This is a genomic window from Nonomuraea sp. NPDC005983 (genome assembly GCF_040614375.1).
Taxonomy (GTDB): domain Bacteria; phylum Actinomycetota; class Actinomycetes; order Streptosporangiales; family Streptosporangiaceae; genus Nonomuraea.
This window is the reverse complement of the sequence record NZ_JBEXUP010000076.1, coordinates 22,736-42,081: the sequence shown is the minus strand read 5'-3', so window position 1 is coordinate 42,081 and position 19,346 is coordinate 22,736. Positions and strand designations below refer to the sequence as shown.

The window sequence follows — 19,346 nt, the reverse complement described above, 5'->3', positions numbered from 1 at the left end:
CGCGACCGGCGACACCCCCCTCGCCGGCAGCCACACACTGACCGGGGCCGACCGGCTGGTCACCGGGCCCGACGAGCGGGTGGAGCTGAGCCGCCCCGGCGCCGGGCAGCCGCACCCGGCCGTCCACCTCGAGGGCGGCGTGGTGCACGGCGGCGGCCTCGTGGGCGACCTCAGCGAGGACGCCGCGTCCAGGCCGTTCGCGGGCGAGGCCAGGCCGCTGGGCGGCGAGCGGGCCGCCGCCACGCCGCTCACCAGCGAGATGCCCAGCACCGGCGTCTACACCGACCCCGAGCTGGTGCCGCAGAGCCCGCCGCCCGCGGAGCGGCCGCAGGTGCCGATGGCGCCCTACCCCCTGTCGGGGCCCGATCAGTCCGCCGTGCAGGGGCCTCAGTCGTCCAGCACGTCGGGGCCGCAGCCGTCGGTGCAGGGCCCGCCCTCCGGGCCGCAGCCGCCGGTGGTGGAGCCGTCGCCCTACCTGCCGGCCTCCGAGCCGCCGCCGCTGCCCGTCGAGCCGCAGCCCGGCCCGTTCCCGTCCTTCGACGAACCGGCGCCCGCGGGCAACGGCGCCGGGCCCGAGACCTTCGACCAGCCGTCCCCGCACTTCGACCCGGTCACGCCGTTCGACCAGGGCCCGCCCCGCGAGCAGCCGTTCGACCAGCCGGGGCCGCCGCCGTTCGACCAGCCCGGCCCGCCGCCGTTCGACCAGCCGGTGCCGCCGCCGCAGGAGCAGCCCGACCATGGCGACCGCCCGCTGGTCTACGGGGTCGACTGCAAGAACGACCACTTCAACGACCCCCGGGTGCCGTACTGCGCGGTGTGCGGCATCGCGCTCGTGCAGCGCACGCTCGTCCCCTACAAGGGCCCGCGTCCCTCGCTCGGCGTGCTCGTCCTCGACGACGGCACCACGCTGACCCTGGAGAGCGACTACCTGCTCGGCCGCGACCCCGAGCGGGCGCCCGAGGTGGCGGGCGGCTCCGCCCGCCCCGCCAAGGTCACCAGCCCCGACGGCTCGGTCTCCCGCCGCCACCTGCGCGTGGCGCTCGACGGCTGGGACGTCAACCTGGTCGACCTGGGCTCGGTCAACGGCACCCAGATCCAGCCGCCCGGCGACCCCAACTTCTACGACATCCCGCCCAACGAGCCGGTCACCATCGCGCCCGGCACCACGGTCCGCGTCGGCGTCTCCCGCACGCTGCGCTTCGAGGCGCACCGGAGCTGACCCGCCACACCACGACGCCCGCGCCCCCGGGAGAGGGAGCGCGGGCGTCGCCGTCGTTACGCCACCAACGGGCTGACGAGCAGGACCAGCGCCAGGCCGACGACCGAGATCACCGTCTCCATCAGCGACCACGACTTGATCGTCTGCCCGACCGACAGTCCGAAGTGCTCCTTGACCAGCCAGAAGCTCGCGTCGTTGACGTGCGAGAAGAACAACGACCCGGCACCAGCAGCGACGTCTCGCCCGTGCTGAGATGCGTCACCAGCGGAGCCAGGATGCCGGAGGCCGTACCTTCAGCTGCGTGATCAGGACGACGATGACGGCGATGCCGACGAGCGCCGCCGGAACGAGCCGTCCGCTGGAGACGGCCGCCTCCCCGGCGGCCGCGGGGAGGGGGGAGTGGTCATCATGCTTCTCCTGGTGTGCGAGGGGCCGGTTGCGGCGGGCAGGCGGTGAGATAGGCGTCGACGAGCTCGCCGACGGGCAGCGACAGGTCCAGGACGACCCCGCGCTCCCCGGGCCCGAGCGGCTCGAGCGTCGCCAGCTGGGAGGCCACCAGCGATGCGGGCATGAAGTGACCGGGCCGGTGCGCCACCCGCTGCCTGATCACCTCGGCGTCGCCGTCGAGGTGCAGGAAACTCAGCCGCGGGACGGACTCCCGCAGCAGGTCGCGGTAGGAGCGCTTGAGCGCCGAGCAGCCCATCACCGCGCCGGTCCCGGTGTGACCGGCGAGCCACGCGCCCACCGCCCGCAGCCACGGCAGCCGGTCGGCGTCGTCCAGGGGGATCCCGGCCGACATCTTGGCCACGTTCTGCGGGCTGTGGAAGTCGTCGGCGTCGGCGAACGGCACCCCCAGGCGCGCGGCGAGCGCGGCGCCGACCGTGGTCTTGCCCGACCCCGTGACGCCCATCACGACCACGAGCGGGTGCCGACCAGGGGGCTGGCGTACGTCCATGCGAACTACCTCTCGACCTCGAGTGTCGGCCAGACTGGCACGCTGTGTCATATTAATCAAGATGAAACATTGGATAAATCATACTTTTGATCCCCTCGATGCGGTGATCAGCGCGATTCGTGTGAGGATTAGCCCCTATGGGAGACGACAACCGGCCAGGGCTGCACGGCAGCGTCCTCGACCAGCTGGGCACGCTGGTGGTCTCGGGCGAGTACGCGCCGGGGCAGGTGCTCAGGATCGAGCAGCTCGAAGCCCGGTTCGGGGTGTCCCGCACCGTCGTGCGCGAGGCCATCCGGGTCCTCGAATCCATGGGCATGGTCAGCAGCCGCCGCCGCGTGGGCGTCACCGTCTCCGTCCGCGCCGCCTGGAACCTGTTCGACCCGCGCATCATCCGCTGGCGGCTCGACAGCGGCGAGCGTGAATCCCTGCTGCGCTCGCTCGGCGAACTGCGCCGCGGCGTCGAACCCGTGGCCGCCGCCCTGGCCGCCACGCACGCCACCCCCGAGCAGTGCGGCGAGCTGACCGGCGCCGTCATGCGGATGGCCGTCCACGGCAAGTCCGGCGACCTGGAGGCGTACCTCGCCGCCGACATCGACTTCCACCGCACCCTTCTCGAAGCCTCGGGCAACGAGATGCTCGGCGCGCTCACCACGGTCGTCGCCGAAGTCCTGGCGGGACGCACCCACCACCACCTGATGCCCGTCCTCCCGGAGCCGGTCGCGATCCGCTGGCACGCGGAGGTCGCACAGGCGGTGCAGGCGGGCGACCCGGTCGAGGCCGAACGCGCCATGCGCGACATCGTCGAGGAGGCCACCCGCGCGATGGTGGGCGACTAGCGCCCACGGGGCCCTCACGCGGACGAGGCGCTACCAAACGCGTGGTCGCGGGTGGCCAGCGGCACCGGCGTCGCCATGAAACCGGGCTCGCCCACCTCCGCGTCGCGCGGCAGCAGCACCGGAGCCGGCGCGCCCGCCAGTTCCTTGAGCACCCCCGACTGCCGCAGCCACCGCCGCACCCGCAGCGGATCGCCGGGCGGCCCGTGCAGGTACTGCGTGTGCGCCTCCTCGCGCAGCGGATCGACCTGGGCGAGCCCCGCGTACGACGTTCCGGCGACCGCGGCGGCCGAGCGCACGAGACGCTCGACCAGCCTGCCGGAGTCGAGGCAGGAGAACGAGGCGATGAGTTCGCGCATGGCGATATCCACCTGGCAGGATCTCATGGGAGTCCCTCGTCGAGGGCGGCGAGGCCGCGCACCCCGATCGCGCGTGCCCCGGGAACGGGGACCCTGAGTATTACCCCCAGGCAGCACCTTGAGCAGTCCCTCAACCGGAAATGGGGATTTTTCGTGACGTTGACGGACGGAGCCTGACCCATCCGATGTCGTCGGCCCGCGACCCGTCCGGATTGGGGAACAGCTCCCTGTGCACGGACTCACGGACGAACCCGGCCCGCTCCAGCACCGCCTGCGACGCCGTGTTGCTCACGACGGTGCCCGCCACGATCCGGTGCAGCGCCGTGTGCGCGAACGCCCAGTCGACCAGCAGCCGCACCGCCCGCGTCATGAAACCCCGGCCGCGGAAGTCCGGCAGCAGCGAGTACCCGACCATGCCCTGCGCGGCCAACGGCGCGACCTGGGCGAGCTGCAGGTGCCCCGCGAACGCCCCGGTGGCCGCGTCCCTGACCGCCAGCTCGATCCGCTGCCCCGACACCCACCAGTAACCGGTGTACCGGCAGCGACGCTCGTCGTCCTCCAGTGTGCCGGCCGGGCCGACTCTATAGGCGGCCACACTCGGCTCGGCCAGCATCCGGTGGACGTCGGCGGCGTCGCCGACCTCTATCGGCGTCAGCGACACGACGCCGTCGCTCAGCTCGCCGCCGTCGAAGAACGGCAGGTACGGCTCGACCGCCTCCCCGGAGTCATGGGCGAGCCTGGCGAAGGCGATGTGGTCGGTGCGCCGCCCGTCACGCAGCCTCTTGACGTCGCGCCTGCGGCCCTCCTCGGTGAAGCCCGCCTTGCGTGCCACCTGCAGGCTCGCCACGTTCTCCACCTCCGCCATCAGCTCCACGCGGTGCACGCCGCGGTCGACGGCCCACTCCGTCACGGCCCGCGCCGCCGCGCTCGCCACGCCCTTGCCCCGCGCCCACGGCGCCACCAGGTAGCCGATCGCCGCCGTCTCCCACCGGTCGGGCGCCGTGAGGCCCACCGCGCCGAGGTACTGGCCGTTCTCCGTGATCGTGAACTCCGCGCCGCCGCCGTCCCACTTGGCCGCCGCCAGTCGCAGGTACTCGTGCGCGTCGCTCAGCTCGTACGGGTCGGGCAGCAACGGCAGGAACCTGGCCGTCACCGGGTCGGTGCAGGCCCTCACCACCGCTTCGGCGTCGCCCGAGACGGGCGCTCGCAGGACCAGCGAGCCGGTGGAGATCACTTCGCGCGGAAACATCCCCCATAGATATCGCGCGTCAGCGCTCGCTCGAAAGCCCTATAACCTTGCCGCCATGGGTTTCCGCAGGCATGGGCCTTTCCAGGTGGGGGATCAGGTGCAGCTCACCGACCCCAAGAACAAGCGTCACACGATCACGCTCAAGCAGGACGGCGTCTTCCACACGCACAAGGGCGCCATCCCGCACAGCGACCTGATCGGGCAGCCTGAAGGCTCCGTGGTGCGCTCCTCCGGCGGCACCCTCTACCTCGCCTTCCGCCACCTGCTGCAGGACTACACGCTCGCCATGCCGCGCGGCGCGGCGGTCATCTACCCCAAGGACGCCTCGATGATCGTCGGCATGGCCGACATCTTCCCCGGCGCCCGCGTCGTCGAGGCCGGGGTGGGCTCCGGCGCGCTGACCTGCTTCCTGCTGCGGGCCGTCGGCCCCGAGGGGCACGTCACGTCCTACGAGCGGCGCGAGGAGTTCGCCGACGTCGCCCGCAAGAACGTGGAGAAGTTCTACGGCGGCCCCGTCGACTCCTGGCGCCTCGTCGTGGGCGACCTGGCCTCCTCGATCGACGAGGCCGACGTCGACCGGGTGATCCTCGACATGCTCGCCCCCTGGGAGTGCGTCGACGCGGCCGCCAAGGCCCTCACGCCCGGCGGGGTCATCTGCTGCTACGTGGCCACGACCACGCAGCTGTCCAAGACGGTCGAGGTCATTCGGGATCACGGGAGTTTCACCGAGCCCCATGCGTGGGAGACCCTGGTTCGCGACTGGCATGTCGAAGGTCTCGCCGTACGGCCCGATCACCGGATGATCGGCCACACGGGGTTCCTTGTCACCGCCCGCCGCATGGCGGACGGCGTGACACCGCCGCCACGTCGCCGACGACCGAAGGGAACCACCGAAGAACTATGACAATTTGGCCACGAGGGTGCGTTGGTGCGTGACACGGGAACAGATCGCTGTGTTCCTGTGCTGGGAGTATTAAACGCACTTTTAGGGATTAGTCACCGAATACAGAATGTCACTCTACGAACACTGCCCGGCCAGGTTACGGAGGGGCCCGAGATAGGTAAGGTCCTAAGTAGTCGCCCTCGACTGGGAAGGAGGTGACGGGGCGTGGCAGCTCGCGATGATGCTGAGGCTCGAGCCGCGCAGCGCGAACGGGAGGTCGCTGATCTTTCAACACAGGTCTCCTTCCTCCAAGAGGAGATCACCGCGCTGAGGCGGAAGCTGGCCGAGTCACCCCGTCAGGCCAGAGTCCTCGAAGAGCGTCTCCATGAGGCGCAGGCGAACCTCGCGGCCGTTACCGGCCAGAACGAGCGCCTGGTGTCAACCCTCAAGGAGGCCAGAGACCAGATCGTCGCCCTCAAGGAGGAGGTCGACCGGCTGGCGCAGCCGCCATCCGGCTTCGGCACCTTCCTCGAGGCCAGAGAAGACGGCACGATCGAGGTGTTCACCGGGGGCCGCAAGCTGCGGGTGAACGTCAGCCCCGCCGTCGACGTCGACTCGCTCAAGCGTGGCCAGGAGGTCATGCTGAACGAGGCGCTCAACGTGGTCGAAGCACTCGGCTACGAAGAGGTCGGCGAGATCGTGATGCTCAAGGAACTGCTCGACGAGGGCAAGCGCGCCCTGGTCATCTCACACGCCGACGAGGAGCGCGTCGTACGACTGGCCGACTCGCTGGTCGGACAGCCCATCAGGGCAGGCGACTCGCTGCTGCTCGAACCCAGGTCGGGCTACGTCTACGAGCGCATCCCCAAGTCCGAAGTCGAAGAGCTCGTGCTCGAAGAGGTCCCCGACATCTCCTACGAGGAGATCGGCGGCCTCATGCGGCAGATCGAGCAGATCAGGGACGCCATCGAGCTGCCCTACCTGCACGCCGACCTGTTCCGCGAGCACAAGCTCCGCCCGCCCAAGGGCGTGCTGCTGTACGGGCCGCCCGGCTGCGGCAAGACGCTCATCGCCAAGGCCGTCGCCAACTCCCTGGCCAAGCAGGTCGCGGAGAAGACCGGCCAGTCAGGCAAGAGCTTCTTCCTCAACATCAAGGGCCCCGAGCTGCTCAACAAGTACGTCGGCGAGACCGAGCGGCACATCCGCCTGGTCTTCCAGCGGGCCCGGGAGAAGGCCTCGGAGGGCACGCCGGTGATCGTGTTCTTCGACGAGATGGACTCGATCTTCCGTACCCGAGGCTCGGGCGTGTCGTCCGACGTCGAGAACACCATCGTCCCTCAGCTGTTGTCGGAGATCGACGGCGTCGAGGGCCTGGAGAACGTCATCGTCATCGGCGCCTCCAACCGCGAGGACATGATCGACCCCGCGATCCTGCGGCCCGGCCGCCTGGACGTCAAGATCAAGATCGAGCGGCCCGACGCCGAGGCGGCGAAGGACATCTTCTCCAAGTACCTCATCGCCGAACTCCCGCTGCACCCGGACGACCTCGCCGAGCACGGCGGCTCCCCCGAAGCCACCATCCACGGCATGATCCAGAGTGTCGTGGAGCGGATGTACACCGAGAGCGAGGAGAACCGCTTCCTCGAGGTGACCTACGCCAACGGCGACAAGGAAGTCCTGTACTTCAAGGACTTCAACTCCGGCGCGATGATCCAGAACATCGTCGACCGGGGCAAGAAGATGGCGATCAAGCAGTTCCTCGAAAGCGGCCAGAAGGGGCTGCGGGTGCAGCACCTGCTCACGGCCTGCGTCGACGAGTTCTCCGAGAACGAGGACCTGCCCAACACCACCAACCCCGACGACTGGGCCCGCATCTCCGGCAAGAAGGGCGAACGGATCGTCTACATCCGTACGCTCGTCTCCGGCAAGCAGGGCACGGAAGCCGGGCGCTCCATCGACACCGTGGCCAACACCGGCCAGTACCTGTAACGAGCCGGTCGGAGGGGCCGCGCGGGTTGGCCGCGCGGCCCCTCTGGGCTGTCTCTGGGGGCTCGTCAGCCGGGCAGGGTGGCTGCGGCGATCAGAGCGCCTGCGTGCCGTACCACGAGCACCGGGCCGGACCGGCGCAGTAGTCGTCCTCGTGGGGGCGTCGCCACGCACACCGTCGTGGAGTTCACGCCGATGCTGGTCGCGACCGGTTTGGAGGACCTCAAGTCCCAGGAGTGAGCCGTTTCTCGCTGGTCATGAGCGGAGTCGCATGGCGACAGCCGCCGGGGACGTCGTACGCGCACGGTGTGGAGGCGCCCCGCCGGCCCGGGAGGTGATCGGCTTTTCTGTGACGGAAGGGAACCAATGTGACTACTGAGGCGTCAAAGGGGCGTGCATCCACCCAACCGGCCGAGGCATGCTCACGGGAACGGCCGGCTGGCCGAGCTTGACCTCCTGCGGTTCATCGCCGCCCTGGCCGTGCTCGCCTTCCACTACCTCATCGCCTTCGCCTCCGTCTGGGGCGACCGCCCCGCCGAGCTCTTCCCCGCCCTCGCCCCCTTCGCGGGGTTAGGCATCCTCGGTGTCGAGCTGTTCTTCGTCATCAGCGGCTTCGTCATCCTGATGAGCGTCTGGGGGCGCGGGCTCGGCGCGTTCGCCCGCTCGCGGCTGGTCCGCCTGTACCCGGCGTACTGGCTCAGCCTCGCCGCCGTCGCCGCCCTGTACGGCCTCACCGGCGCCAAGGCCCTGGACCCAAAACTTTCGCCAGGGGAGTACCTGGTCAACGCCAGCATGTTCCAGCGGCTGTTCAAGATCGTCGACGCCAACGGCGTCTACTGGTCGCTCTGGGCCGAACTCCGGTTCTACCTGCTGATGGCCATCCTCGTGATCATCGGCGTCACCTACGGCCGCGTCCTGGTGTTCGCGGGTGTCTGGCTGGCCGCCGCCTTCGGCGCGGAACTGCTCGGCAACGAGATCGTCAACGAGATCGTGATGCCCCGCTACGCCCCCTACTTCGTGGCCGGGATGGCGCTCTATCTGATCCACAAGCACGGCAGCGCCTGGCTTCCATGGCTCTACGTGGTCGCCGGGTGGGGCATGTCGCTGCACTCCGCGCTCGAACGCGTCCGTGGCCGGATCAAGGTCGCCGGGTTCGCGAACATGCCCGTCAGCGAGGTCAGCGTCATCGTCACCGTCACTCTGATCTTCGCCGCCATGTCGCTGGTGGCCCTCGGTCTGCTGCGCCTGCGCCCCTCCAGGGTGCTCACCGCGCTCGGCGGCACCACCTACCCGCTTTACCTCTTCCACTCCGTCGTCGCCGTGGCGCTCATTCCCCATCTCACCGGCACTTTGCCCCCGTGGGCCACCGCTCTGCTCGTCACCCTGGCGGCTGTCGTGGTGTCGTATCTCGTTTACTCCTTTGCCGAACGGCCCATCCAGCGACTCCTTAAGCCGCGCAGACACCCGCAAACCACAACAGCTCCGGTAGTACAGGAGGAAAAGGCGTCGGTGCCATAACTCTGTGGCCTTGGGGCACTGTGAAGGGCATAGGCTCGGGCATATAAACGGCGGATAGACAGATCCGGACGAACAGAGGGTGCGCATGACGGTGCGTCGGGTGATGGGCATCGAGACCGAGTACGGCATCTCCGTACCCGGGCAGCCAGGCGCGAACGCGATGGTGACCTCCTCGCAGGTCGTGAACGCCTACCTGGCCGCTTCGGCGGCCCGCGCGCGCAGAGCCAGATGGGACTTCGAAGAGGAGAACCCCCTGCGCGACGCCCGCGGCTTCGACCTGGCCCGCGAGGTAGCCGACCCCAGCCAGCTCACCGACGAGGACCTCGGCCTCGCCAACGTCATCCTGACCAACGGCGCGCGCCTGTACGTCGACCATGCGCACCCCGAGTACTCCACCCCCGAGTGCACGAACCCGCGCGCCGCCGTCATCTGGGACAAGGCCGGCGAACGCGTGATGTACGACGCCACGCAGCGCGCCTCGGCCATCCCGTCCAACGCGCCCATCCAGCTGTACAAGAACAACACCGACGCCAAGGGCGCGTCCTACGGCTGCCACGAGAACTACCTCATGCGGCGCGCCACCCCCTTCGCCGACATCGTCCGCCACCTCACCCCCTTCTTCGTCAGCCGCCAGGTCATCGTCGGCGCGGGCAAGGTCGGCATCGGCCAGGACTCCCGTGGCGAGGGCTTCCAGATCAGCCAGCGCGCGGACTTCTTCGAAGTCGAGGTCGGCCTCGAGACCACGCTCAAGCGGCCCATCATCAACACCCGCGACGAGCCGCACGCCGACCCTGAGAAGTACCGCCGCCTCCACGTGATCATCGGCGACGCCAACATGTCGGAAATATCGACATACCTGAAGCTGGGGAGCACCACGCTCGTCCTCGCCATGATCGAGGACGGCTTCCTCACCCGCGACCTCGCCGTCGACAACCCCGTCCAAGCGCTCCGCGCCGTCTCGCACGACCCCAGCTGCCGCTACGAGATCCCCATGCGCGACGGCCGCAAGCTCACCGCCGTCCAGCTCCAGATGGAGTACCTCGAGCAGGCCCGCAAGTATGTCGAGGAGCGCGGCACCGCCCAGGACGAGATGAACAAGGACATCCTCGACCGCTGGGAGTCCGTCCTCGCCCGCCTCGCGGAAGACCCCATGCAGCTCTCCCGCGAGCTCGACTGGGTCGCCAAACTCGAACTCCTCGAGGGCTACCGCACCCGCGACGGCCTCGCCTGGTCGCACCCCCGCCTTCAGCTCGTCGACCTGCAGTACTCCGACATCCGTCCCGACCGCGGCCTGTACAACCGGCTCGTCGCCCGCGGGCGCATGCAGCGCCTCGTCACCGAGGAAGAGGTGCAACGGGCCGTCGAGAACCCGCCCACCGACACCAGGGCCTACTTCCGCGGGCGCTGCCTGCGCCAGTACAGCGAATCCGTCGCCGCCGCGTCCTGGGACTCCGTCATCTTCGACATTCCCGGCAGGGAGTCGCTCCAGCGCGTCCCCACCTTGGAGCCGCTGCGCGGCACCAAGACGCACGTCGGCGAGCTCTTCGACCGCTGCCGCACCGCCGCCGACCTCGTGGCCGCCCTCACCGGCGAGTAGCGGGGCCGCCGTCGCGGATGCGCCAAGGGCGACGCGGGTCTGCCGGGACGTCCGGTCAGAGCAACCCGATGCCCAGGATCAGCGTGCCCGCGGCCAGGCACACCCCGCCCGCGACGGTCAGCCAGATCAGCTTGCTCGGCTTGGTGTCGCTCGGGCGCACGACCGACAGGAAGAAGCCCAGCGGCATCAGGATCGGCGCGGCCACGATCAACGTCCGGACCAGGGTCCTCAGCGGGGCTGACAGGTCGGACTGGTCCACGTAGAGCATCGCCACCAGGCCGAACAGGACCAGCACGCCCGCGTGCGCGTGCCCAGCCCGCCACAGGCCGCGCCGCACCGGGTTGTCCAGGTAGCCGGGGACGTTCCGCATCAGGAACGTCAGCAGGGAGACGCCGCCGAAGGCGATCGTCGGCACTGTGATGAGGAGCACACCGGCCGTGCTCAGGGACGAGGGGGACATCGCAAACCTCCTGTGTGGACGCCGGTCCATTATTGGATAGTCATACTATCTAGTCAAGGTCGCAAGATCGCAGGGTGATGCGCGCGCAATGTCGGCCGGTTCGGGGAAGATATCCGTAAGAGGTAGTCCCCCGACGTGGAGGTAGGACATGGCTAGCAAGGACACCGGCGGCCAGCGGCAGGCTGGCCGGCGCGAGGCCGAGGTCGAGGAGACCGAGGCGTCGGCGGCCCCGGAGGTTCAGGAGCGCCAGGAGAAGCTCACGGACGACGTCGACGCGATCCTGGACGAAATCGACGAAGTTCTCGAAGAGAATGCAGAGGAGTTCGTCAGGTCATATGTACAGAAGGGCGGCGAATAGCCACGAATCCCCGGGTTCGGGGGGTGGAGGTTCGCCGGTTACAGCCACCGCTCCGGCGAGGTCCGCCGTGCGTTGTGTCTGCCGTGCAACACGGGGATCGGCCAGTTCAGGGACGATCCCGAGGTGGTGTGGCGGGCGCTGTCCTATGTCGAGGCGACCTTCGAGGAGTGCGAGCTCTCGGAGGTTTCCGAGGAGGAGGTGCGGGAGTTGATCCGGGCTGAGGAGGACGCGCGGTCCGGTTTCTACGCGCGGGCGACCAGGGTGCGCTAGCCGGGCATCTGGTAGTCGACGGCGACGCCGAGCAGGCGGATCGGGCGGGTGAGCTCGAAGCGGTCGAGGACGGTCAGGGCCGCGCGGGTGAGCTCGGCGGGGTCACGGGTGGCGGAAGGGAGCTTGGACTGGCGGGTCCGGGTGAGGAAGGGCGTGAAGCGGACTTTCACCGAGACCCGGATGGCGAGCCGTCCCGCCTCGGTCGCGTCCGTGGCGACCTGCTGGGCCAGGGCGGCGATCTGCGCGCGGATTTCGGCCGGGTCGGTGAGGTCCTCCCGGTAGGTGATCTCGCGGCTGTGGCCGCGCGCGATCCAGGGGGTGGTGACGACCTCGGCTTCGCCCTTGCCGAGGGCGAGGTAGCGATACCAGGGGCCGTTGGTGGGGCCGAAGTGGCCGGCGAGGTCGTGGGGGTCGGCAGCGGCCAGTTGGGCGACGGTATGCAGGCCGAGGTCGGCGAGTTTCTTGGAGATCTTGCCGCCGATGCCCCAGAGGGCGTCGGTGGGGCGGTCGTTCATGACGGCTGCCCAGTTCTCGCTGGTGAGCCGGTAGACGCCGGCGGGTTTGGCGAAGGCTGAGGCGAGTTTGGCCTGGTGTTTGTTGTCGCCGATGCCGACGGAGCAGGTGAGGCCGGTGCCGGCGTGGACGGCCCGCTGGATGTCGGCGGCGAGTTGTTCGGGGTCGTCGGTGTGGCCGCCGATGAAGGCTTCGTCCCAGCCCCAGATCTCGACCTGTACGGGGAACGCGCGCAGGATGGCCATGACGCGCCGGCTGGCGGCTTCGTAGGCGGGCGGGTCGGTGGGGAGGAAGACGGCGTCGGGGCAGCGGCGCAGTGCGGTGCGCAGGGGCATGCCCGAGTGGACTCCGTGCTCGCGGGCCTCGTAGGTGGCGGTGGCGGCCACGGTGCGGGGCCGGGTCGGGTCGCCGTCGCCGCCCACGACGACGGGCCTGCCGCGGAGTTCGGGGTGCCGGAGGAGCTCGACGGCGGCGATGAACTGGTCGAGGTCGACGTGGAGGATCCAGTCGCGGGTTGGCACCACGCTTTCCAGTATTCCCGCAAGGCGGCCGTCGTCGCGGCGCCTGTGGGACGCGCGCCCGAGTCGCGGAGCGTGCGGGCCGTGCGGGGCGGAGCGCGTGGTGGTCAGCCGCTGACGTTGGCCGCGCCGCCGACCAGGTCTGCCAGCTTGGCCTGGTAGGCCGCGGCGGCCTCGTCGGGGCTCTTGCCGTTGACGACGGCGGCGGTGGCCTCCTGGAGGGCGACGGAGACGTTCGGGTAGACGGCGACGCCCGGCCGGTAGGCGGTGATGGGCAGGACGTCGTCGGCGATGTACTTCAGCATGGGGTCGTCGGTGAGCACCTCGTCGTTGACGTCGCCGCGGGAGCTGATGCGCACCTGTCCGGCGAGCTGGGCCTTGGTGGCGGCGGCGGAGTGCATGAAGGCGAGCAGTTCCCAGGCGAGCTTGGGGTTCTTGGAGAAGGGGTTGAGGACGCGGACGGCCCCGCCGGACATGCTGACGTGGTCCTGGCCGCGGATGCCGGCGCCTGGCTGCCTGGCGGGGATCCTGGCGTAGCCGACGGTCTGGTCGCGGTCCTTCATGGGCGCGATGCCGGCTCCGGGTTCGATGACGGATCGCCAGAAGTAGTCGCTTTCGGCGAGGATGGCGATCTTGCCTTCGGCGAACTGGGCGAACGATTTGTCGCGGCCTTTGGCCTCTTGCTGGAGTTTGGGGTCGCCGAGACCGCTGCCGCCGTAGATCTGCTGGTAGAAGCGGAGGACGTCCTTCATGGCCTGGGAGGCGCCGGTCCATTTGCCGTTGGCGTAGATCTCGGCTCCCGCGCCGGCGAGCAGCGGCAGGACGCCCTGCATGGTGGTGGCCTCGCCCATGGCGGTGCCGGCGTCGATCTGGATGGGGACGGGCACGCCGGCGGCCTTCAGCTTGCCGCCGGCGTCGATGATCTCCTGCCAGCTTCTCGGCTGCCACTGTTCGGGCAGTCCGGCCTTCCTGAAGAGGGTCTTGTTGTAGAACAGGACGCGTCCGTCGGTGCCCTGGGGGAGGCCGTACTTCTTGCCGTCGAAGATGCCGAGCCCCTGCACGGCCTGGGGGATCTGTGACCAGCCCTCCCAGGAGTCGACGACGGGCCCGCCGACCTCGGCGAGCGGTTTGATGTAGCCGGCCTGGGCGAACTCGCCGACCCAGATGCCGTCGAGGTCGATGACGTCGGCTCCGCCTCTGGCCTTGAAGTCGAGCGCGATCTTCGTCTTGTACTGCTCGTCGTCGACGCCGCTCGGCCGGAAGAGCACCTTGACGTTGCGGTGGTCCTTCTCGAAGCCGGGGATGACCCACTGTTTGATCCAGTCGGCGGATTCGGAGTTCTTGCCGCCGGAGATCGAGTTGGCGGCGATGGTGAGGGTGACGGTCTCCTGTCCCGGGGGTGCGCCGGTTCCGCAGGAGGCGAGCGTCAGGACGGTGATGGCCGCGATCGCCGCAGGTCGGGTGGGGGGTCGCATGTCGGCCTCCTGTTGAGGACGTGCAGACATACCGACAATCGCACGGGCTGTGCCGGGCGTAAAGAAACGATCTGATGAACGGTTCGCCGTGAGCTGATCGTGGGAAGTGCAGACAGCAACGCAACATGAGTAGGGTCGCCCTAGGAACACTGACCTTTGGGAGGGAGTCGCGTGGCATCGCACAGGGATCTGCCCGCAGGCTTGGTGAACCAGCTTTTCCAGAACACAGGTAGTTCGTCGTTCACGGAGTTCGTCGGTTCGTACGCGCCCGAGCTGTTGCCGCATCGCGAGACGGTTCTGGCGACCCCGATCAGCGACCAGGTTCCGCACGCGACCACGATCATCGCCGCCACCTTCGCAGGTGGTGTGGTGATGGCGGGCGACCGGCGGGCCACCTCGGGCAACGTCATCTCGCAGCGTGACGTGGAGAAGGTGTACCGCGCCGACGACTATTCGTGCATGGGCATCGCGGGCACCGCCAGCACCGGCATCGAGATGGCCAGGCTCTACCGGGTCGAGCTGGAGCACTACGAGAAGCTGGAAGGCCGGACGATGTCGGTGGCCGGCAAGGCGAACCGGCTGGCGACCATGATCCGTGGCAATCTGGGGATGGCGATGCAGGGGCTGGTGGTGGTGCCGCTGTTCGCCGCCTACGACCCCGACAAGGGCGAGGGCCGGATCTTCAGCTACGACGTGGCGGGTGGCCCGTACGAGCGTGAGAGGTTCGACGCGATCGGATCGGGTTCGATCTTCGCCAGGGGCTCGCTGAAGAAGCTGTACCGCGAGGGCGCGTCGGCCGACGACATGACGATGACGTTGATCCAGGCGCTGTACGACGCGGCCGACGACGACTCGGCGACGGGCGGCCCCGACGTGACGAGGAAGATCTGGCCGATCGTGTCGGTGGTCGACGCCGACGGCTACCGCCGGCTGACGGATGAGCAGGTGTCCGGATATGTCGAGCGGATGCTCGAGGCGCGGCTGATCTCCCCTGACGGCCCCATCGCTCCGTTGCGCTAGAAAGGACCACTCCACGTGTCCATGCCTTTTGGATATGCGTCCCCTGAGCAGATCATGCGGGACAAGGCGGACTACGCGCGCAAGGGCATCGCGCGGGGCCGCTCGGTCGTCGTCCTGCAGTACGAGGACGGCATCCTGTTCGTGGCGCCGAACCCTTCTCGGGCGCTGCACAAGATCAGTGAGATCTACGACCGCATCGGCTTCGCGGCGGTGGGGCGGTACAACGAGTTCGAGGAGCTGCGGCTGGGCGGTATCCGCTACGCCGACATCAACGGCTACACCTACGACCGCTCCGACGTGACGGGCCGCGGCCTGGCGAACCTGTACGCGTCGAACCTGGGCCGGATCTTCACCGAGTCGATCAAGTCGCTGGAGGTGGAGGTCGTCGTGGCCGAGGTGGGCGACACGCCCGACGGCGACGCGATCTACCGGTTGACCTTCGACGGCTCGGTCTTCGACGAGCACGGCTTCGCCGCGATGGGCGGTCAGGCGGAGGCGGTGGCGGCCCGGCTGAAGGAGCGCTACCGGGAGTCGATGGCGCTGGGCGAGGCGCTGGGGGTGGCGCTGGCGGCGCTGACGGAACCGGGCGGCGAGCGGCCTCCGGTGGGTCAGCTGGAGGTGGCGGTCCTTGACCGTAACCGGGAGCACCGCAAGTTCCTCCGCCTGACGGGCGGCCGCCTGGAGCGGCTGCTGGGCCGGTCCGCGGAGCAGGAGGGGGCGCCGGAAAAGCCGTCCGCAGAGCAGCCGTCCGCAGAGCAGCCGTCCGCAGAGCAGCCGTCCGCAGAGCAGCCGTCCGCGGAGCAGCCGAAGGAGCAGGCGAGCCCCACCCCGCCCCCGACGGGCCCCGACACGCCGCCGCCGACGGGCCCCGACGGCGACGTGGACGACGGCTCCTCCCCGCTCTAGCCGCTCGCCGAACCCCTCTGCGACGTCTGGCGGAGGGGTTCGGAGCTGCGACGGCGTGGTGACGTGGCGATGTGAGGTGGATCACAGGCGTCTGGGTGAACGTGGCGGCGTGGTCAGGGATCTCAATGTCCGTGAAGACTTCCCTGCGCATCCTCCTGGCGGGCGGCGCCGCCGCGGCCGTGGTCCTGACGTCCGGTGCGGTGGCGAGCGCGTCCGCTGCCCCGTTCCCCAAGTACAAGGCTCCGAAGCCCTTCGGCACGACGTTCCAGGCTGACCCGAAGCACGACTTCAGCAAGCACATCAGCTCCCGGCACGACGGCATCCTGCGCGGCTGGATCACGCACGTCGGCGGGAGCGAGGCGGAGTACACGCCGATCAAGTGGAAGAAGGGCACCCAGACCGAGGGGGGCTTCGTCGGGCCGTCCGAGGGCGACTTGATGGCGTACTCCTCGCAGATCGCCAAGGACGTGGTGTTCCTGTCGGCGTACGGCTGCTCGTCGTCGATGGCCGGCATCACCGTGACCCGCAACACCGGGCTCGGCAGCAAGCGGTGCTCCCGCACGGAGCTGATCAGGCGTCACGCCGACCACCGGCAGCCGGCGCTGATCACGGTCTACAAGGGCCGGATCGTCCAGGTCCAGGAGATCTACACCCCGTGACCCCGGGCCAGGCCACCCCCGCGCGCGGGGTCCTGACGCGGGGGTGGCGTGCGGAAAACGACGATATTTCGGCCAGTTGTCCAACCGAGGTGGAAAACGCGACGGAGATCTCTCCCGCCAGCCGATCCATAGGCATAGTGTGAGGTGATGGATCGTCGCATCTTCGGGCTGGAGAACGAGTACGGTGTGACCTGCACGTTCCGGGGGCAGCGCAGGCTGTCGCCCGACGAGGTCGCGCGCTACCTGTTCCGGCGGGTCGTGTCCTGGGGCCGATCGAGCAACGTCTTCCTCCGCAACGGCGCCCGCCTCTACCTCGACGTGGGCAGCCATCCTGAGTACGCAACACCCGAGTGTGACAACGTCATCGAGCTCGTCACCCATGACAAGGCGGGCGAGCGCATCCTCGAGGGCCTTCTCGTCGACGCCGAGAAGCGGCTGCGCGAGGAGGGCATCGCCGGTGACATCTACCTGTTCAAGAACAACACCGACTCCGCGGGCAACTCCTACGGTTGCCATGAGAACTATCTCGTGGGCAGGCACGGTGAGTTCGGGCGGCTGGCCGACGTGCTCATCCCGTTCCTGGTGACGCGGCAGATCATCTGCGGCGCCGGCAAGGTGCTGCAGACGCCGCGCGGCGCGGTCTACTGCGTGTCGCAGCGGGCCGAGCACATCTGGGAGGGCGTGTCGTCGGCGACGACACGGTCCAGGCCGATCATCAACACGCGTGACGAGCCGCACGCCGACGCCGAGCGGTTCCGCCGCCTGCACGTCATCGTGGGCGACTCGAACATGAGCGAAACCACGATGCTGCTCAAGGTCGGCGCGACGGACCTGGTGCTGCGCATGATCGAGGCGGGCACGGTGATGCGTGACCTGTCGCTGGAGAACCCGATCAGGGCGATCCGCGAGGTGTCGCACGACATGACGGGCAGGCGCAGGGTGCGGCTGGCCAACGGGCGCGAGGCGTCGAGCCTGGAGATCCAGCAGGAGTACCTGACCAAGGCGAAGGACTTCGTCGACAGGCGCGGCGGCGACCCGATCACCGACCGGGTGCTGGAGCTGTGGGAGCGCACGCTGCGCGCGGTCGAGACGGGCGATCTCGACCTGGTGTCACGCGAGATCGACTGGGTGACGAAATACCAGCTGATCGAGCGGTACCGCAAGAAGTACGACCTGCCGCTGTCGTCGCCGCGGGTGGCGCAGCTGGACCTCGCCTACCATGACGTGCACCGTAAGCGGGGCCTGTTCTACCTGCTGCAGAAGCGTGGTTCGGTGGAGCGGGTGGCGTCCGACCTGCGGATCTTCGAGGCGAAGTCGGTGCCGCCGCAGACGACCAGGGCGCGGCTGCGCGGCGAGTTCATCCGCAGGGCGCAGGAGAAGCGGCGTGACTTCACGGTCGACTGGGTGCATCTGAAGCTGAACGACCAGGCGCAGCGGACGGTGCTGTGCAAGGACCCGTTCCGCAGCGTGGACGAGAGGGTCGACAAACTGATCGCCGGAATGTAGTGAATGGGTTTACCTCGGCCCTACCTTGATGTCGGGTAGGGTGACGCGAATCTGCCGTCTTTCCGAGGGAAACCCATGCGCCGCGCTCTGGCCGCTCTGGCCGCCGTGCCTTTGATCTTCTTCGCCGCAGCGTGCGGCTCCGACTCCGGGTCGGGTACGTCGACCGCCGCCGCGGGCGAGGCGTCCGGGGTGAAGGTCACCGGGAACGTGGGAGCCAAGCCCACGGTGACCTTCCCCTCCGGCACGCCCGCCACCAAGTCGTCCTACGAGGTGATCACGCCCGGCACCGGGCCCGCGGTGAAGAGCGGCGACAAGGTCATCGTCAACCTGACGGTCTACAACTGGGACGGCAAGGGCAACGCCCTGCAGGGCTCCTCCTACGACACCAAGGCGCCGGAGACGATCCCGGTCGACGGGCAGCTGCCCAAGGTGCTGCAGGACGGTTTCACGCAGGTGAAGCACGGCGGCCGGCTGCTGGCGGTGCTGGCCGCCGACGCGGCGCCGGCGCAGCAGCAGGGTCAGCAGGCCCAGCCGACGAAGGTGTTCGTCCTGGACGTGGTCGGCACGCCGCCCACCCCGCTGAAGGCCGCCACCGGCAAGGAGACGGGCGACAGCCTCAAGGGCGTCAAGGTGGTGAACCCGGGCGGTGACAAGGCGCCCACGCTGACGACGAAGACGGGCGAGAAGCCGTCCAAGGAGCTGGTGGTCAAGACCCTGATCGAGGGCACGGGCGCGAAGGTGCAGCCGACCCAGACGCTGACCGTGCACTACACGGGCAAGATCTGGGGCACCGACAAGGAGTTCGACTCGAGCTGGGGCAGGGGTCAGCCGGCCGAGTTCCCGCTGAGCAACGTGATCAAGGGCTGGCAGCAGGGCCTCGCGGGGGTGCCGGTCGGCAGCCGCGTGGTGATGAGCATCCCGCCGGACCTCGGCTACGGCGCCCAGGCGCAGCAGGGCATCCCGGCCAACAGCACGCTGGTGTTCGTGGTGGACGTTCTCTCCGCGTACTGATCGATAACGCGGTAGCATCGCGTGGCCCGGCGGCCTGGCGTTTCGTGCCAG

At 69.1% G+C, this 19,346-nt stretch carries 20 protein-coding genes; 13 read left to right on the top strand and 7 right to left on the bottom strand.

What is annotated here, in order from left to right:
• On the top strand, window positions 1-1,219 hold a 1,219-nt coding region (locus tag ABZ297_RS28910), incomplete at its 5' end, for an FHA domain-containing protein (protein ID WP_355352105.1).
• Between the two features lie 56 nt (window positions 1,220-1,275).
• Here the strand turns inward: ABZ297_RS28910 and ABZ297_RS28905 are convergent.
• Together ABZ297_RS28905 and ABZ297_RS28900 are read right to left on the bottom strand one after the other, a co-directional pair.
• Complete coding sequence (locus tag ABZ297_RS28905; protein ID WP_355352102.1) at window positions 1,276-1,434, bottom strand: hypothetical protein; 159 nt, start codon at window positions 1,432-1,434, stop codon at window positions 1,276-1,278.
• Window positions 1,435-1,625: 191 nt separating this feature from the next.
• Window positions 1,626-2,174, bottom strand: coding sequence for a gluconokinase (locus ABZ297_RS28900; protein ID WP_355352099.1), 549 nt, complete (start codon window positions 2,172-2,174; stop codon window positions 1,626-1,628).
• Window positions 2,175-2,311: 137 nt separating this feature from the next.
• Here ABZ297_RS28900 and ABZ297_RS28895 point away from each other — a divergent pair, with 137 nt between their 5' ends.
• Window positions 2,312-3,010: a FadR/GntR family transcriptional regulator gene (locus tag ABZ297_RS28895; protein ID WP_355352096.1), complete on the top strand. Its 699-nt coding sequence runs from the start codon at window positions 2,312-2,314 to the stop codon at window positions 3,008-3,010.
• A 14-nt stretch (window positions 3,011-3,024) separates the two neighbouring features.
• Here ABZ297_RS28895 and ABZ297_RS28890 read toward each other — a convergent pair whose 3' ends face one another.
• Both ABZ297_RS28890 and ABZ297_RS28885 read right to left on the bottom strand, forming a co-directional pair.
• Window positions 3,025-3,366: a hypothetical protein gene (locus ABZ297_RS28890; protein WP_355352093.1), complete on the bottom strand. Its 342-nt coding sequence runs from the start codon at window positions 3,364-3,366 to the stop codon at window positions 3,025-3,027.
• A 130-nt stretch (window positions 3,367-3,496) separates the two neighbouring features.
• On the bottom strand, window positions 3,497-4,615 hold the full coding sequence (locus ABZ297_RS28885; protein ID WP_355352090.1) for a GNAT family N-acetyltransferase: 1,119 nt from the start codon (window positions 4,613-4,615) through the stop codon (window positions 3,497-3,499).
• A gap of 55 nt (window positions 4,616-4,670) precedes the next feature.
• Here ABZ297_RS28885 and ABZ297_RS28880 point away from each other — a divergent pair, with 55 nt between their 5' ends.
• From ABZ297_RS28880 to dop, 4 genes are all read left to right on the top strand, one after another.
• A complete protein-coding gene (locus tag ABZ297_RS28880) occupies window positions 4,671-5,519 on the top strand; it encodes a tRNA (adenine-N1)-methyltransferase (protein ID WP_355352087.1) in 849 nt (282 codons plus the stop codon).
• Window positions 5,520-5,723: 204 nt separating this feature from the next.
• On the top strand, window positions 5,724-7,487 hold the full coding sequence (gene arc / locus ABZ297_RS28875; RefSeq protein WP_355352084.1) for a proteasome ATPase: 1,764 nt from the start codon (window positions 5,724-5,726) through the stop codon (window positions 7,485-7,487).
• Window positions 7,488-7,877: 390 nt separating this feature from the next.
• Window positions 7,878-9,002, top strand: a complete 1,125-nt coding sequence (locus ABZ297_RS28870; RefSeq protein ID WP_355352081.1) for an acyltransferase — start codon at window positions 7,878-7,880, stop codon at window positions 9,000-9,002.
• Between the two features lie 85 nt (window positions 9,003-9,087).
• Entirely contained in the window at window positions 9,088-10,599 is a 1,512-nt protein-coding gene (gene dop / locus ABZ297_RS28865; protein WP_355352077.1) for a depupylase/deamidase Dop, read from the top strand.
• Window positions 10,600-10,654: 55 nt separating this feature from the next.
• On the opposite strand, the gene ABZ297_RS28860 is transcribed toward dop, so the two are convergent.
• Entirely contained in the window at window positions 10,655-11,059 is a 405-nt protein-coding gene (locus tag ABZ297_RS28860) for a hypothetical protein (protein ID WP_355352074.1), read from the bottom strand.
• Between the two features lie 148 nt (window positions 11,060-11,207).
• Here ABZ297_RS28860 and ABZ297_RS28855 point away from each other — a divergent pair, with 148 nt between their 5' ends.
• Together ABZ297_RS28855 and ABZ297_RS28850 are read left to right on the top strand one after the other, a co-directional pair.
• Window positions 11,208-11,417, top strand: coding sequence for a ubiquitin-like protein Pup (locus ABZ297_RS28855; protein WP_355352071.1), 210 nt, complete (start codon window positions 11,208-11,210; stop codon window positions 11,415-11,417).
• 6 nt (window positions 11,418-11,423) lie between these two features.
• Window positions 11,424-11,687 carry an endonuclease domain-containing protein gene (locus ABZ297_RS28850; RefSeq protein ID WP_355352114.1) on the top strand — a complete coding sequence of 88 codons (264 nt, stop codon included), beginning with the start codon at window positions 11,424-11,426 and terminating at the stop codon, window positions 11,685-11,687.
• Here ABZ297_RS28850 and ABZ297_RS28845 read toward each other — a convergent pair.
• Complete coding sequence (locus ABZ297_RS28845; RefSeq protein ID WP_355352068.1) at window positions 11,684-12,724, bottom strand: DNA polymerase IV; 1,041 nt, start codon at window positions 12,722-12,724, stop codon at window positions 11,684-11,686. The genes ABZ297_RS28850 and ABZ297_RS28845 overlap by 4 nt on opposite strands.
• A 101-nt stretch (window positions 12,725-12,825) precedes the next feature.
• Window positions 12,826-14,193 carry an extracellular solute-binding protein gene (locus ABZ297_RS28840; RefSeq protein WP_355352065.1) on the bottom strand — a complete coding sequence of 456 codons (1,368 nt, stop codon included), beginning with the start codon at window positions 14,191-14,193 and terminating at the stop codon, window positions 12,826-12,828.
• A 171-nt stretch (window positions 14,194-14,364) separates the two neighbouring features.
• On the opposite strand from ABZ297_RS28840, the gene prcB reads away from it, so the two are divergent.
• The 5 genes from prcB to ABZ297_RS28815 all read left to right on the top strand — a co-directional run bounded on the left by prcB (window position 14,365) and on the right by ABZ297_RS28815 (window position 19,295).
• Window positions 14,365-15,213 carry a proteasome subunit beta gene (prcB, locus tag ABZ297_RS28835; protein WP_355352062.1) on the top strand — a complete coding sequence of 283 codons (849 nt, stop codon included), beginning with the start codon at window positions 14,365-14,367 and terminating at the stop codon, window positions 15,211-15,213.
• Window positions 15,214-15,234: 21 nt separating this feature from the next.
• A complete protein-coding gene (gene prcA / locus ABZ297_RS28830) occupies window positions 15,235-16,119 on the top strand; it encodes a proteasome subunit alpha (protein WP_355352111.1) in 885 nt (294 codons plus the stop codon).
• 131 nt (window positions 16,120-16,250) lie between these two features.
• Entirely contained in the window at window positions 16,251-16,778 is a 528-nt protein-coding gene (locus ABZ297_RS28825) for a hypothetical protein (RefSeq protein WP_355352059.1), read from the top strand.
• Window positions 16,779-16,925: 147 nt separating this feature from the next.
• Window positions 16,926-18,284: a Pup--protein ligase gene (gene pafA, locus ABZ297_RS28820; protein WP_355352056.1), complete on the top strand. Its 1,359-nt coding sequence runs from the start codon at window positions 16,926-16,928 to the stop codon at window positions 18,282-18,284.
• Between the two features lie 75 nt (window positions 18,285-18,359).
• Complete coding sequence (locus ABZ297_RS28815) at window positions 18,360-19,295, top strand: FKBP-type peptidyl-prolyl cis-trans isomerase (RefSeq protein WP_355352053.1); 936 nt, start codon at window positions 18,360-18,362, stop codon at window positions 19,293-19,295.
• Window positions 19,296-19,346: the final 51 nt, after the last annotated feature.

Bases quoted from the DNA above. Each gene is read 5' to 3' on its own strand.
- dop (WP_355352077.1), top strand. From the start codon at position 9,088: ATGACGGTGCGTCGGGTGATGGGCATCGAGACCGAGTACGGCATCTCC.
- ABZ297_RS28860 (WP_355352074.1), bottom strand. From the start codon at position 11,059: ATGTCCCCCTCGTCCCTGAGCACGGCCGGTGTGCTCCTCATCACAGTG.
- ABZ297_RS28890 (WP_355352093.1), bottom strand. From the start codon at position 3,366: ATGCGCGAACTCATCGCCTCGTTCTCCTGCCTCGACTCCGGCAGGCTG.
- ABZ297_RS28900 (WP_355352099.1), bottom strand. From the start codon at position 2,174: ATGGACGTACGCCAGCCCCCTGGTCGGCACCCGCTCGTGGTCGTGATG.
- ABZ297_RS28855 (WP_355352071.1), top strand. From the start codon at position 11,208: ATGGCTAGCAAGGACACCGGCGGCCAGCGGCAGGCTGGCCGGCGCGAG.
- pafA (WP_355352056.1), top strand. From the start codon at position 16,926: ATGGATCGTCGCATCTTCGGGCTGGAGAACGAGTACGGTGTGACCTGC.
- prcA (WP_355352111.1), top strand. From the start codon at position 15,235: ATGCCTTTTGGATATGCGTCCCCTGAGCAGATCATGCGGGACAAGGCG.
- ABZ297_RS28895 (WP_355352096.1), top strand. From the start codon at position 2,312: ATGGGAGACGACAACCGGCCAGGGCTGCACGGCAGCGTCCTCGACCAG.
- ABZ297_RS28815 (WP_355352053.1), top strand. From the start codon at position 18,360: ATGCGCCGCGCTCTGGCCGCTCTGGCCGCCGTGCCTTTGATCTTCTTC.
- ABZ297_RS28880 (WP_355352087.1), top strand. From the start codon at position 4,671: ATGGGTTTCCGCAGGCATGGGCCTTTCCAGGTGGGGGATCAGGTGCAG.
- ABZ297_RS28840 (WP_355352065.1), bottom strand. From the start codon at position 14,193: ATGCGACCCCCCACCCGACCTGCGGCGATCGCGGCCATCACCGTCCTG.
- ABZ297_RS28885 (WP_355352090.1), bottom strand. From the start codon at position 4,615: ATGTTTCCGCGCGAAGTGATCTCCACCGGCTCGCTGGTCCTGCGAGCG.